Here is a 13,432-nt window from a genome sequence, read left to right as displayed (position 1 = left end):
GCGGGGCTCGCAAACCCGGCTCACTCCTCGCGCTCACCGGTCTCCCCGCTTCTTCGTCATCTGGTAGACCAATGTGGTGGTGCCGACGCCGAGCAGGATGAAGGCCAGTTGCAGCCAGTAGAAGCGCGGGAAGCCGAAGACCCGGGGCGAGTCGCCATTGAAGAACGCCGGGATCAGCGGCACCACGATGGGGATGAAGAGCAACCAGTTCCAGGGGCTGTGGTCCTTCGCCCTGGTCGGCACCGTGGGCGGCGCCTCCGGTTCGGGTGCAGCCATCTGACACACCTCCGGGGAGTCGTGGCTTCCGATGTAACGGCCGGAGGCTACGACTCTGTGACGGCGGTCACCTGACCCGTCCGAAGGGTGCTGCGCCGAACGGCCGGTCGGCTGCGCCGAACGGCGCGGCCGACCGGCCGGGAGTAAATCGACTCAGAGAGCGGCGAGGTGGGCGGTGTCGTTGACGGTGCGCACTGCCACGCCGCCGTCCGACCACATGTCGAGCACCGAGATGCCTGCCGCGTCCAGGAAGAGCCGGTGCAGGAAACCGTCGCCGGCCGCGAGGGCGTCGCGCAGCACCAGCTTGATCGGCGAGACGTGCGAGACGGCCACCACTGTCTCACCGGGGTACGCGGTCAGCAGCCCGCTGATGACGCGGTGCGCGCGCTCGGCGACCTGGGTGAACGACTCCCCGCCCGGCGGGGCGATCCGGGGTGAGGCGAGCCAGGCGTCCATCTCCCCCGGCCACTGCTCGCGCACCTCGGCGAAGGTGCGACCCTCCCACTGACCGAAGTCGCACTCGATCAGGTCGTCCTCGGTGCGGACCGGCACGTCACCGAGCGCCCCGGCGATCGACGCCGCGGTGGCCGTACACCGGGACAACGGTGAGCTGAGCACCGCCGCGACGGACGGGGCCAGCTCGGCCACCCGGGCGCCGGTGGCGCGGGCCTGGGCCCGGCCACGCTCGGAGAGCGGGACGTCGCCGCGCCCGGAGTAGCGCCGCTGCTCGGTGTACGCGGTCTCGCCGTGGCGGACCAGGATCAGCCGGGTGGCGGTGAAGGTCGGCCGTGGCTCCCAGGAGGCCGGCGCGGTCGCCGGATCGCTGCCGACGATCGGGGTGGCGGGCGACGTCGAGGGCTGGCCGGTGGCCGGCGTTGTCGCCGGGCGGCCGGGGGCCGCTGTCGCCGACGGCCGACCCGCGGCGGCGTCCATGGCGGCGTTGGCGAGGGCGTCGGCGTGCCTGTTCTGCTCGCGCGGAATCCAACTGAACCGGACCGCTGTGAACCGGCCCACCAGCGCGGCGGCCTGGGCGGCGAGGGGCCGCAGGCCGGGGTGCTTGATCTGCCACCGGCCGCACATCTGCTCGACCACCAGCTTGGAGTCCATCCGGACGTCCACCTCGGCGGCGCCCAGCTCGGCGGCGGCGGTCAACCCGGCGATCAGGCCCTGGTACTCGGCGACGTTGTTGGTGGCCGTGCCGAGCGACTCGGAGCGCTCGGCGAGCACCTCGCCGGTCTCCGGGTCGCGGACCACCGCGCCGTAGCCGGCGGGGCCGGGGTTGCCCCGGGACCCACCGTCGGCCTCCATGGAGACCACGCGCGGCGCCACGACCTACAGACCCGACTCGTTGGTGCGGACCATGATCCGTCGGCAGTCCTCGCAGCGGACCACGTCGTCGGGGGCGGCCTTGCGGATCCGGGCCAGGTCGGCGCCGGACAGGTCCAGGCGGCACCCGCCGCAGCGACCCCCGGTGAGCAGCGCGGCACCCAACCCGGTGTCCTCGCGGATCTTGTCGTAGAGGTTGACCAGATCGCTGGGGAGGTCGGCGGCGAGCGGCTGACGGGCGCCCCGCTTGAACTCCTCATCCTTGGCGATCTCGGCCAGCGCTTCGTCGCGGCGCTGCTCGGTCGCGGCCCGCTTGTCCCGGGTCTCGGCCAGCCGCTGCTCCACGCCGTCCAGTACGCCCTGCGCGGTTTCCCGCTGCTCCATCAGCTCCAGCTCGGCGTCCTCCAGGTCGCCCTGGCGGCGCTTGAGCGAGACCAGCTCATGCTGGAGCGCCTCCAACTCGCGGGCCGGGCCGGTGCCGGCGGCCAGCCGGTTCTCGTCCTTCTCCTTGCGGGCCCGGACCTGCTCGACATCCTTCTCCAACCGGGCGATGTCCCGGTCCAGGTCGTCCACCGCCACCTGGGCGCGGACCCGCTCGTCCTCCATCGACGACAGCTCCCGGGCCAGCGACTCCAGCTCGGCCCGCTCGGGAAGCGAACGCCTGCGGTGGGCGAGTTGGGCGAGGTTGGTGTCGATCGCCTGGAGGTCGAGCAGGCGGCGCTGCACCTGAGGGTCAGCCTTCACGGTCGGGCTCCTTGTCGTCCACAGCGGGTGCGGCGGGTGCGGCGGCGTGCACGGTCCACGGGTCGGTGTCCAGGTCGGACACCAGCGTCTCGACGTCCAGCGCCTCCCGGAGGAAAGCGGCCAGGTCGTCCAGCCACGGTCGTTCGGTCGCCCAGTGGGCGGCGTCGATCAGGGCGGGACCATCGGCGGCGAGGTGCTCGCCGGCCGGGTGGTGCCGCAGGTCGGCGGTGAGAAACGCGTCCACCCCGGCGGCGGTCGCGGCGCCGAGGAAGCTGTCCCCCGACCCGCCGCTGACGGCGAGGGTACGAACCATACGCCCGGGATCCCCCGCCGCGCGAACTCCCCAGGACGTGACGGGGAGCACCGCCGCCGCGTGCCGGGTCAGCTCGGCGAGGGTCATCGGCTGGGGCAATTCGCCGATCCGGCCGAAACCCCTGTCGTCGCCGTGAGCGGGCGAGCCGGGCGCGGGTCGTTGCAGTGGGCGCAGACCGGTGAGCCCGAAGCGGGCGGCGAGGGCGTCGGAGACGCCCGGGGAGGCCACGTCGGCGTTGGTGTGCGCCGCGTAGAGCGCCACCCCGGCCCGGATCAACTGGTGGATGATCCGCCCCTTGAAGGTCGTCGCGGCGACCGAGGACACCCCGCGCAGCAGCAGCGGGTGATGCGCGACGATCATGTCCGCGTCGGCGGCGAGGGCTTCGTCGACCGTCTCGGGCACCACGTCGACCACGCAGAGCACCCGGCGGACCGGGGCGGCCGGCTCACCGAGCACCAGGCCCACCCGGTCCCACTCCTCCGCCCAGACCGGCGGAAAGCGCCGTTCCAGCGCGGCCACCACGTCGCTGACTGTGGGGGCGGATCCGCTTGTGCTCACGGCGGGCCAGCTTACCGGCGTCGGGGCCGCCGGGCGGTGACACCCGGCCCGGCCGCGTCGGGTGGAAGATCTTCCGGACGCGCTAGACCGCGCTCCAGGAGACGGTCTGCAGTGCGGCCAGCGGCATCGCCCAGGGGAAGGCGTGCAGGTGCTGTTCCCCCGTTCCGGGCGGATGCAGAGCGATGACATCGTCGCCGAAGAGCACAGTGACGCCCCACTCGGCCAACCGTGCCACCCCGGCACGAAACGCCGGGTGGCAGGCCATCGCCGCGTTTGTGTACGGCACCGCCACGATGGGGACGCCCTTGCCCTGGGCCTCGACCAACAGCCCGAGCGCCAGCGTGTCGGTGATCCCGGCGGCCCACTTGTTGACTGTGTTGACGGTGGCCGGGCAGACGATCATGGCGTCGGCGGGCGGCAGCACGTCCGGGTCACCGGGGTTCTTGTAGTGCGTCCGCACCGGGTGGCCGGTCTGCCGGATCAGGGCCGACTGGTCGACGAACTTCGCGCCGTCCGGCGTGGTGACCACGCAGACGTCCCAACCGTCGCGTTGGGCGAGGTCGACCAGACGACCGACGTGCCGAGCCAGCGGCGAACCGCAGGCGATGACGTAGAGCACCTCGCGGTGCCCGCTGTTGCGCGCTGCACCGGCCATCAGACCGGCTCCGCGCTCATACCCCTACTCCCATGTGCTCAGCCAACTCCGCTACCGGAGAAGGCGGCGCACCACGTGTGCGACGGAGGATGTCAGACATCACCTCGTGCGCGATCGGCCGGCAGCGGATCTCCGACGGGGCGAGCCGATCACCGAGCAGCAGCATCTCGCCGGCGTTCGCCACGTCGCCTATCTGGGCGTACCCGCGGGCGATGTCGAGCAGGTGGTGCGCGCGGCGCTCGGGCAGCAGCGCGTTGAAGGAGGGCTCCGCGATGCGCAGCTGGTGCACCTCCACGGCCCGCCCCCCGTCGCCCAACTCCACGGCGGCGGCGGCCCGGTGCAGCTCGACATTTGTCGGGCCGAACGACGTCCAGTAGTGGTTGTGGTCGCCGCCGAGCAGGGTGGCGGCCTCCTGCGCGCAGTTGATCAGGTCGTCGACGCTGGCCGAGTCACCGATGCGGGACGCGGCCATCGCCCCCTGGAGCAGCAGCATCCCGTAGACGGAGAGCCGGGCCGGCGAGACCTCGTTGCTGCCACCCGGCGCCAGCCGGTTGGCGATCTGGACGTTCAGCTCCAGCGCGGGGCGGGCCCGGCCCATCGCGACCAGGGCGTTGCACACCCGGGTGGTGGCGATCCCGGCGAGCAGCGGGTCGTCGGCCCGCTGGGCCACCGCCATCGACCGGTCGGCGGCCAACCAGGCGAGCTCGCACTCGCCGAGCTTGCGCAGCACCGAGGAGGCGATCTGGTAGACCTGGCCGAGCAGGTGGGCCGCCTCGGCGGCCTGCTCACCGCCGTAGGCGGCGTCGGCCGCCTGGGCGTCGCGCAGCAGCTTCGGCAGCGCCCGGGTGAGCATCCCGTAGCGGCCGTACTGGTAGGTGAGCCAGGCGTGGTTGACGGCCTTGCGCATGTCGTCCATCGGTGGCGGGTACGGCGCCGCGTCGAAGTACGCGCTCATCGAGTCGTAGCGTTCCAGCGCCGCCCGGATCTCCTGCACCTCGACCTGGTCGATGCAGTTGAGGGCGTCGGCACGCCGCTCCGGATCCTTGCCCATCAGCAGCTGCACGTCCATCTGGAGGATGTCGGCGATCTCGTAGAGGACGGAGAACTTGTCCAACCGTCGGACGCCGCGTTCGACCTTGTCCACCCAGCTCTTGGACTTGCCCAGCCGGTCCGCGAAGACCTGCTGCGACATCTTGCGTCGCCCCCGCCAGTAGGCAACTCGCCGTCCTATGGGTAGCTCGTCCATCTCCCCATCCTCCCCTGCCACCGACAACCAATCGAGTCGGGGCGATGTCCGCGGGTGCGGCGACTGCCATTCATTTTCAGGTTTTCGCTGGTCGCACAGGATGTACGTCAGCCGTACAGGTAGTCCTCGTAGTTTTCGTGCAAGTTGCACGGGCCGTTCGTCAACCTCAACGATCGTGGGTTACGGCAGTGACGGTGCTCGACATGCGACCTGGCGAACGCCGGGCCCGACGAGAGGAGTTGGCACACATGTGGGGGAATGTCGTACCGCGCGTTGCCGAACTGTCGCCGCTGGAACGGGTCCGGCTGCGCCGGGTCGCCATCCGGTACGCGGTACACGGCTGGGAGGTCACCCCGGGTGCCTGTCTGGCCCGCAGCCGCTTCGTCTGCGGGCGGGCCGGCTGTCCCACAGTGGGCTGCCACCCCGCCCTGGAGAACTGGGAACTGGCCGCCAGCGCCGACCCGGCCCGGGTGGCCACCTGGTGGCGGAGCCGACCGCACGGGGTGCTGCTGCCCACCGGCCGCGCCTTCGACGTGCTGGAGGTGCCCGCCCACCTCGGCCGGCACGTGCTCGACGCGGTCCAGATCCACCCGGCCGGCACCGGCGTACGCGGGCCGGTGCTGGTCACGCCCACCGGACGGTGGATGTTCCTGGTCCGCCCCGGCGACCCGCTCCGACCGGAGTTGGAGCACTGCTTCCACGTGGTCCGGCACGGGCCGGGCTCGTGGATCCCCGCGCCGCCCACCCGGTTGCCGGAGGGCACGGTCCGCTGGGCGGTCGCCCCGGAACAGGCACGTTGGCAGCTTCCGGATTCGTACCTCGTGCAGAACACGTTGATCGGGGCGCTGCGCGCCGCCGGGGTGACGCTCGCCCCCGACCTGCTCCCCGGTCACCTGCCGCTGCCCCGTCGAGGCATGTGAGTCCGGCCCGGTCGACGATTCGATCCGGTGCCCGACAGCGTCGCCGAGGCGTCGGTCCTCGTTGACAGGGGGACGGTGCGAACGCGCGCCACGAACGGGGGAACGATGTCCACCAACGACAGAGCGCCTCACCCCGGCGGCACCGAGCCGCCCCGGCGCAGCCACCCGGGGCGCCGCTGGGCCGGCACCCGACCGTCCGGGTCCCGCCCCGGCCGTCCACGCCCCACCGGCTCCCGCCCAGCCGGCACCCACCGCCCCATCCGCTAGTAGCTTCCCGCTCTCGGCTCCCCCTCCCCCGCACCCCCACCCCGCTCTCGGCGATCTTGCACTTGCTGTCCCGACAAACTGCACGTAACGGGACGAACCAGCAACCGAAACTGCAAGATCGCGGGGAGCGAAGGGGGCGGGGGCGCGTCAGGGGCTAGGCGGTTAGGGGGAGGTCGACGGAGTGGTGCTGGCGGGCGTTGTCGGTTATCGCCGCGTGGGTGTGGTCGTTCAGGCGGGCCAGCCAGTTGAGGCCAGGGGTGCCCATGGCGAGGGCGGCGGTGGCGTACGCGTCAGCCAACCCGAGGTCGGAGCCGACAACAGTCACCGAGCGCAGCCCGCTGGCCGGTGCGCCCCGGCGCGGGTCCAGCACGTGCCGGCCCCGCTCGTACACGCCTGACGTCGCCACGGCCAGGTCGGTCCCGCTGAGCACCAGACAGGCCGCCATCGCGTCCCACGGGTGCCGGATGCCGATGCGCCACGGCTCCCCCGACGGCGACAGGCCCCGCACCCGTACGTCGCCGCCAGCGTTCACGCAGTGGTTGACGGCACCGGCGGCGACGAGGCGGTCCGAGGCGACCTGGGCCGCCCAGCCCTTGACGTAGCCGGACGGGTCGAGCCGCCCGGTGGCGTACGCGTCGAAGAACCCGTCGGTGGCGCCCCACAGGTCGGCGCAGGTCTCCAGCACGTACCGCAGGTCCGCGGACGCCTCGGAGAGCAGCACCTCACCCCTGTCGAAGCGGCACACCTCGCTGTCCGGCTTGTAGGTGCTGAACCGCGCGTCCACCTCGTGCATCCAGGCGAAGACCTCGTCCGCCAACTCGCGCAGTGTCGCCGGTGGCAGGTCGTCGGCGAGGTCCAGCGTGATCGTCGTACCCATGATCTGTTCGACCCGGCACAGCCCGGGTCGGGTCAGCGTGGCCCGCACGTCAGAATGCCTGCTCGATGGCGGACCGCAACGACTGCTTGTAGGAGTTGCTGGTCTCGGTGGCCCCGGAGACGGTGTTGAGGTTCGCGTTCTGTTTCTGCACCACCTCGCCGCCCCTGCCGTCGTAACGGTTGCGGACGTCGCCGCTGTGGATGTCGGATTCACCCCCGCTGGGCAGCGACAGCGCCACGGCCTCGACGATCCGGCTACCCGAGACGACGATCTGCACCTGCACGTACCCGTACTCGTTCTCGAAGCCGTTGCCGGTGACCCGTCGGGTGGTCGACTGGGGTGCCTTGGTGATGGTCCGTGGCGCGCTGGGGGCCTTCGTCGTCCTGGTGCCCGACGGGCGCGCGGTGGTCTTGCCGGGCTTGGGCGACGTCGACGGCTTGGCGCTTCCCGATGGTGTCGGCGTGCCGGCGGCCGGGTCGGTGCCCGGCGCACCCGGTTCGACGCCCGGCCCGGAGGGGTTGACCGGCTGCGCGGTCGGCAGGTTCTGGGCGACCTGGCTGGTGCCTGGCGAGCCCTTGAACACCACAAGCGCTGTGGTGCTGGCGGCCAGGCCGGTGATCGCGAGGAGCGCGCGACGCATGGGGATGCCCTTCCTACAGCTCGAACGTGGCCAGATGGATCTGCCGTCGGGGCACGCCGGCCCGCCGCAGCGCCCGCACCGACTGTTCCACCAACCCGGGCGGCCCGCACAGGTAGACGTCGCGTCGGGCCACGTCGGGCACCAGTTGCCGCAGCCCGTCCGGGCTCATCAGCTGGCGGGGGCCGGGGTCGTCGCGGGAGCCGATGACGTACCAGACGGAGGTGTCGCGTTCCTGGGCCAGCCAGTCCAACTCGCGGCTGAGCAGCACGTCGGCCGGTGTGCGGGCGCGGTAGATCAGCGCGGCGCCCGGCGGCAGCTCCTCCAGCATGGCCCGGATCGGCGTGATGCCGCTGCCACCGGCGATCAGCAGCGCCCGCTCGCGGAGCCGGTGCGCGGCGGTGAAGGTGCCCGACGGGCCTTCGGCCCAGACCCGGGTGCCCGGTTCCAGGTCACGCAGGTCGGCGGTGTGGGTGCCGACCACCTTGACGGTGACCCGCAGCCAGCGGCCGTTGGCGGCGGCGGAGACGGAGAACGGGTGTGACTGCCACCAGCAGCCCCGGGTGAGGAACCGCCAGCGGAAGTGTTGGCCGCCGAGCATCGCCAGCCGGCCGAGCCGCTCCCCGGTGAGGTAGATGGAGATGGTGTCGGTGCTCTCGGCGACCACGTCGGCGACCCGCAGCTTGTAGCGCAGGTTGAACGCCAGCGGTGCGATCACGCGGCCCCAGAGCAGGGCGGCGACGACCAGCACGTACAGCGCGATCCAGCCGGTGCGCACCGGGCCGGGCCGGTACAGCTGCGCGCCGTGGGTGAACTGGTGGCCGAAGCCGAGCAGCAGGATGAGGTAGCTGGACAGATGCAGCAGGTGCCACATCTCGTAGGGCAACGCCCGCCGGATCGCCCGGATGCTGCTGAAGCCGACCAGCATCATGATGCCGGCGGCGACGAACGCCGAGACCATGTCCTCGTAGTCGCCGAGCAACGTGCCGACCTCGGCGAGGATCGACTGGTTTCGCAGGTCGGCGTAGCCGACCAGGATCAGCGACATGTGCGCCAGCACGGTGACCAGCAGTGTGGCGCCGATGTCCCGGTGCCAGCGGGCCATGTGCTCGCCGCCGATCCACCGTTCCAGCACCGGCAGTCGGCTCATCATCAGCACCTGCACCAGCAGCAGGTAGCCGGCGACCAGGCCGGTGATCCGGCCGGCCGCGGTGACGGTGGTCGCTGTGCTCCGCAACGATCCGGCCGGGGTGCCCAGCCACCAGGGCAGCACGCTGGCGAGCAGGCCGACCAGGAGCAGCACGCCCAGCAGCCGTCGGCCGCCAGGCCCGCGCCGGTCCGGGATCTGCGGGGGTACGGGTACCGCCGACCGGCCGCCGTGCCGGGACGAGGTCCCGGTACGACGGCCGGCGGCGTGGGTGTGCGAATACGTCACGCGTACAGCTTCATCGGGGCGTACTTCTGGCGGGGGAAGACCTTGTCGACCTCCGCGTTGGTGAGCCCGAACCGGCCCTGCGCCACAGCGCCGTAGACGTTGAACATGTTGTTGTACTCCGGCACGTCACCGGAGTCCAGCTTGTCCAGACCGTTCCAGGTGCCCAGCAGCGAACCGGCCAGCTTCTTGCCGGACAGCAGGGTGACCACGCCGCCGTGCCCGTGGTCGGTGCCGTTGTTGTTGGAGCCGACCCGACGGCCGAACTCACTGGACACCATGATCGTCACGTCGGCGGCCTTCGGGCCGAGGTCGGTGAAGAAGGCGGCCATCGCGTTTGCCAGCTCGTTGAGGCGGCGGTGCAGCTGGCCGCCCTCGCGGGTGCCCTGGTTCTCGTGGGTGTCGTAGCCACCCATGCCGACGGTGGCGACCCGGACGTTGGCGCCGCCCTTGATCAACTGGGCGAGTTGCTGGAACGCGTTGCCGACGCCCTCGTACTTGACGCCCTCGGCGGGCTGGTACGGCTTGGCGGCGAGCTTCTGGGCGGTGGCCAGCGCGCCCATGCCCTCCTGCACGGCTTCCTCGACCGGGTGGTTGATCCCGGTGAAGAGGCCCTTGATGGCCTTCTCGGTGGCGGCCCGGAACCGCTCGTCACCGTTGAGCCGCAGGGAGCCGACGTTGTTCAGCGAGAGCGCGCCGTTGTTGCCGACCAGCGAACGGGGCAACGTGCTGCCGATGCCGACGCTGCGGAACGCGGTGCCCTTGCCCAGGTTGTCGACCAGACCGTCGAGCCAACCCCGGCCGCCGGTCTCGTTGGGCAGCCCGCCCAGGTTGCAGGCGTCGGCGGCCTGGAAGTGGCTGCGGGACAGCCGCTCGTCGGAGACCGCCGGGATGAAGCCCAACTGACCAGCGGTGAGCCACTTCTCCAGCGGCTTGAACGCGCTGGTCAGCTTGAAGCCACGGCCCAGGGCCAGCGAGTCGTTGCCGAGCAGCAGGTCGGGCCGGGCCTTGTTGAGCACCGCGTCGTTGTCCGGCGCGATCAGGCTCAGGCCGTCCAGCCCGCCGTAGAGGAAGACGTGGATCAGGGTGCCGGTCTTGGTCGCCGCGAACGACGCCGAGGTGGTGACGAACTGGGCGGTGGCCAGCGCGGTGGCGGTGGCCGCGGCACCGGCGACGAAGGTCCGCCGGGTCACGCCGCGACCGTCCTGCTGGGCCTCCTCCAGGTCCTCCAGGGTGCGGTACCTGTCGAACTCGGCGGCGTTCTCGGCGGCGACGATGTCCGCCTCGGCGCGCAGCAACGCCTCGGCCGGGTTGTCGGCCAGCCGTCGCACGTCGGGGCATTCGGGGTGCAGGGGGAAAGAGTTGTACACAGTCTTCTCCATCGGGTGCCTCACCGGAGGTGGTGCTGGGGGGAAGCGAGGATCGCCCGCGCGACGGCGGTGATGGCCCCGTTGAACGTGGCGTCGACCTTGGTGGTCGCCGCCACACCGGCCACGCCGAGGATGAGGTTCTTCTCCCGCGTGCTCAACTTCTGGCCCACCAGCCGCAGGGAGAGCGCGTCCACGTACGCCCCGGCCGTCGCCGGCGGCTTGGCGACCAGCTTCTCCGGCGCCGTGTACGTGAAGGTGGTGCGGTAACCGGCGAGGATCTCGCCCGCCTCGTTCCAGCCGTTGACCATGGTGCCGGCCGAGGTCCACGCGACGTAGACGTCCGGGTAGCCGTCCGGGGTCGGATGACCCATCGGGGACTGGCCCAGCTCGCGCATCTTGTCGTGAATCTGGCGCAGCCCCCGGGCGTACGCGGTGCGCTTGCTGTCGCCGTTGTTGTGCTTCGGCGACGCCTCCGGCGAGACGCCCAGGGTGCGGTACGTGGCAACCAGGTACTCCATCGGCCGGCGCACCTTCTGACCCACGCCGGCCCAGAACTCCGAGGAGCAGAACAGCGTCATCAGGACCGGCTTGATCATGCCCTTGTTCGTCGTGTACGTCTTGGCCAGCCGGTCCACCAGGGACTTCGGCGGGGTGTCCGAGACGAACCGGGTGGCAAGGCTCTGCGCCACGTACTTCGCTGTCGACGGGTGCGTCGCGATGTAGGTGATGTACGCGTCGATCGCCGCTTCGGCCTTCTTCGGGTCGGACGAGTTGTTCGCGTGGGTGAAGCCGAGGATCTTCACCTTGCCGACGTAGTGCTGCTCGGGGCGGAAGACGTACTTGCCCTTGTCGTCGACACCACGGCCGGTCTGCAACATGGCGGCCTGCCGGACGTCCGGCTCCTTGTAGCCGCCGTCGACGCCGACCGAGTACAGCTCGAGGTTCTCCCGGGCGAGGTTCTCGTTGATCGCGTCCTTGCGGGAGTCCTTCTGGTTCAGGTAGATCAGCAGCGCCGGGTGCTTGTTCGCGGCGACCAGCATCTCGGGGTAGCTGCCCAGCGCGTGCTTGCGCACGACGTCCTGGTCGAACGAGTTGCGGTACACCTCGCCGCCGTCGAAGTCCGCTGCGACGTGCAGGAAGTCGTTCCAGAAGTCGACCATCACCTCGAACAGCTGGCGCTTGGACCAGATCTGCCGGGCGATGGTGGCGTCGACCATCTCCCGCTCCGGGTGGGCGTCCTGCTCGTTGAGCTTGTCCCGCTGGTCGCGTAGCTGCTGCACGGAGAGCTTCTGGGTCGGCAGCTCGGCGAGCTTCAGCTCGCCCTTGCTCGGCTCCAACTTCTCCGGGTCGAGCTGGGCGCGGATCCAGGCGTCCATGCCCTCGCGCTTGATGTCGGCGACCACCGCGGGCGTCGCACCGAAGGTGGCGCGCCGGGCCAGGTGCAGGATCGGGTCCTTGGCCAGCACCGTCTTGACTGTCACCTTGGTCGCCGCCGCGGCCGCTGCCGGGCCGGAGAAGGTCCGCCCGCCGGCCGGCGCGTTCTTCTTCAGCGCCTCACCGGCCCGCGAGCCCATGTAGCTTTCGTTCTGCTCGGTGTAGGTACGCACGGTGCTGGGCTGCTGGCCGCTGGGGCGCGCCGCGGTGCCGTCGGTAACCGTGCTGCCGGTCGCGTCGCCCGCCGCCGCCTCGTCGCCGAAGAGGCCACGGATCTGCGGGGTCATGGCGAGCGCGGCGCCACCGGCGACGACGGCGGCGGTGCCGCCGAGGGCCACCATCGCCTTACGTCGGCCGACCTTGCGACCCGGCTCGTTGTCATCGTCCAGGGTGGGCAGTCCGGTACCGGCAGGTCGTGCCGGGGCCGGACGGCCGAGGCCCTCCGGGCCGACCCACTGCGGACCGCGCGGGGCGGGCGCGGGCTGCCCGGCGTACTGCTCACGCGGGTCGGCCTGCGCGGCGTAGTCACCCTGGTAGGGGTGGGGCGAGTCGTAGCCGTAGGGCGCGGGCGTGTGGGGGTCGCCGTAGCCGTCAGCGCTGGGGTGCTGATGTCCGTCCCAACCGCGGTCGTCCCGCGGTCGACGTGGTGGCACATTCTGGTCGGCCATGTACCAATCCCGATTTCTGATGAGCGCCGGAAGCTGCTACCGGGCAGGTGCGGCAGGTGCGGCGACTGTTGCCTGAGGGGGTTGCTACGGCAAGGTAACCAAGGCCCCAGGGCCCTTCAAGGTGGCCGGAACACACTCGTGAGGGCACTTAAGACAGCGCTCAGCGCGACAGCGGCGGCGGGCCGTGGGATGGACCTGCCCGCAGACCTTCCCAGCAGGGCGTACGCGTGGCGTGCCGAGCACGGATCGGACCACGCCGCCGTACGCGACAGTTTCGGCCTCGTTCACCACCAAAGGCAAACTTAAGGCTCAGGTAAGTCGGACATGAGGCGCGCTCGCGTGCAGGAAAAGTAGCAGCAGCGGGCGAGCGTGAGCCGCCACCGCAGCGGGTATGCCGCCGAACCGCTGAACGCGTGAGGGGAAGGCAGCGCCATGCTCAGCAAAGAGGATCAGCGCAGATTCGACCAGATCACCCGTCAGCTCCGGGAAAGTGACCCGGCCTTCTTCAACCGGCTGGACCACCGGGCCCGAGCCCGCAGGGGCCGCTACCTGATGTTGTTGACCATCGTGCTGTGGGCGTCGCTGCCGGCGATAGCCGTGTTCGCCGGTCGACTCACCGGCGCGATCTGCGCGGTGGTGCTGGTGGCCAATGCCGCGATCATGTGGCGGTTCCGCCGCCGCTGGACGTGACTGCTCAACCGCTCAACGG

General features: G+C 71.1%; 13 protein-coding genes. 2 read left to right on the top strand and 11 right to left on the bottom strand.

Features of this window, described 5'->3' with window-relative positions; translation table 11 throughout:
• Window positions 1–33: 33 nt before the first annotated feature.
• The 6 genes from AB0B98_RS10580 to AB0B98_RS10555 all read right to left on the bottom strand — a co-directional run bounded on the left by AB0B98_RS10580 (window position 34) and on the right by AB0B98_RS10555 (window position 5,118).
• On the bottom strand, window positions 34–276 hold the full coding sequence (locus AB0B98_RS10580) for a DUF3311 domain-containing protein (protein WP_357361928.1): 243 nt from the start codon (window positions 274–276) through the stop codon (window positions 34–36).
• Between the two features lie 153 nt (window positions 277–429).
• On the bottom strand, window positions 430–1,605 hold the full coding sequence (locus tag AB0B98_RS10575; RefSeq protein ID WP_357361926.1) for a bifunctional RNase H/acid phosphatase: 1,176 nt from the start codon (window positions 1,603–1,605) through the stop codon (window positions 430–432).
• Window positions 1,606–1,608: 3 nt separating this feature from the next.
• On the bottom strand, window positions 1,609–2,346 hold the full coding sequence (locus AB0B98_RS10570; RefSeq protein WP_238671464.1) for a C4-type zinc ribbon domain-containing protein: 738 nt from the start codon (window positions 2,344–2,346) through the stop codon (window positions 1,609–1,611).
• Window positions 2,336–3,217, bottom strand: coding sequence for a Nif3-like dinuclear metal center hexameric protein (locus AB0B98_RS10565; protein ID WP_357361924.1), 882 nt, complete (start codon window positions 3,215–3,217; stop codon window positions 2,336–2,338). The genes AB0B98_RS10570 and AB0B98_RS10565 overlap by 11 nt, the downstream gene beginning before the upstream one ends.
• An 82-nt stretch (window positions 3,218–3,299) precedes the next feature.
• A complete protein-coding gene (locus AB0B98_RS10560; RefSeq protein ID WP_238671466.1) occupies window positions 3,300–3,872 on the bottom strand; it encodes a flavoprotein in 573 nt (190 codons plus the stop codon).
• A 16-nt stretch (window positions 3,873–3,888) separates the two neighbouring features.
• Window positions 3,889–5,118, bottom strand: coding sequence for a helix-turn-helix domain-containing protein (locus AB0B98_RS10555; protein WP_238680500.1), 1,230 nt, complete (start codon window positions 5,116–5,118; stop codon window positions 3,889–3,891).
• A 248-nt stretch (window positions 5,119–5,366) separates the two neighbouring features.
• Here AB0B98_RS10555 and AB0B98_RS10550 point away from each other — a divergent pair, with 248 nt between their 5' ends.
• On the top strand, window positions 5,367–6,038 hold the full coding sequence (locus AB0B98_RS10550; protein ID WP_091409390.1) for a bifunctional DNA primase/polymerase: 672 nt from the start codon (window positions 5,367–5,369) through the stop codon (window positions 6,036–6,038).
• Between the two features lie 421 nt (window positions 6,039–6,459).
• On the opposite strand, the gene AB0B98_RS10545 is transcribed toward AB0B98_RS10550, so the two are convergent.
• Genes AB0B98_RS10545 through AB0B98_RS10525 form a run of 5 tightly spaced genes read right to left on the bottom strand, consistent with a single transcriptional unit; the run spans window position 6,460 to window position 12,723 of the window.
• Window positions 6,460–7,182 (bottom strand): FAD:protein FMN transferase, encoded by a 723-nt coding sequence (locus AB0B98_RS10545; protein ID WP_357362024.1) that lies wholly within the window; start codon window positions 7,180–7,182, stop codon window positions 6,460–6,462.
• A gap of 49 nt (window positions 7,183–7,231) precedes the next feature.
• The gene (locus AB0B98_RS10540) at window positions 7,232–7,822 is read right to left on the bottom strand and encodes an FMN-binding protein (RefSeq protein WP_357361921.1); all 591 of its coding nucleotides are present in this window, start codon (window positions 7,820–7,822) and stop codon (window positions 7,232–7,234) included.
• A 13-nt stretch (window positions 7,823–7,835) separates the two neighbouring features.
• The gene (locus AB0B98_RS10535) at window positions 7,836–9,254 is read right to left on the bottom strand and encodes a ferredoxin reductase family protein (protein WP_357361919.1); all 1,419 of its coding nucleotides are present in this window, start codon (window positions 9,252–9,254) and stop codon (window positions 7,836–7,838) included.
• Complete coding sequence (locus tag AB0B98_RS10530) at window positions 9,251–10,633, bottom strand: DUF1501 domain-containing protein (protein ID WP_238671470.1); 1,383 nt, start codon at window positions 10,631–10,633, stop codon at window positions 9,251–9,253. Before AB0B98_RS10530 ends, AB0B98_RS10535 begins: the two co-directional genes overlap by 4 nt.
• 8 nt (window positions 10,634–10,641) lie before the next feature.
• Window positions 10,642–12,723, bottom strand: a complete 2,082-nt coding sequence (locus AB0B98_RS10525) for a DUF1800 family protein (protein ID WP_357361917.1) — start codon at window positions 12,721–12,723, stop codon at window positions 10,642–10,644.
• Between the two features lie 432 nt (window positions 12,724–13,155).
• Between AB0B98_RS10525 and AB0B98_RS10520 the strand changes: the two genes are divergently transcribed.
• A complete protein-coding gene (locus AB0B98_RS10520; RefSeq protein ID WP_091409372.1) occupies window positions 13,156–13,413 on the top strand; it encodes a DUF3040 domain-containing protein in 258 nt (85 codons plus the stop codon).
• Window positions 13,414–13,432 lie beyond the last annotated feature (19 nt).

Origin of the sequence: Micromonospora sp. NPDC048947 (genome assembly GCF_040649495.1) — a bacterium.
Taxonomy (GTDB): Bacteria; Actinomycetota; Actinomycetes; order Mycobacteriales; family Micromonosporaceae; genus Micromonospora; species Micromonospora alfalfae.
The sequence above is the reverse complement of the archived record's forward strand: the minus strand, read 5'-3'. Positions and strand labels throughout refer to the sequence as shown.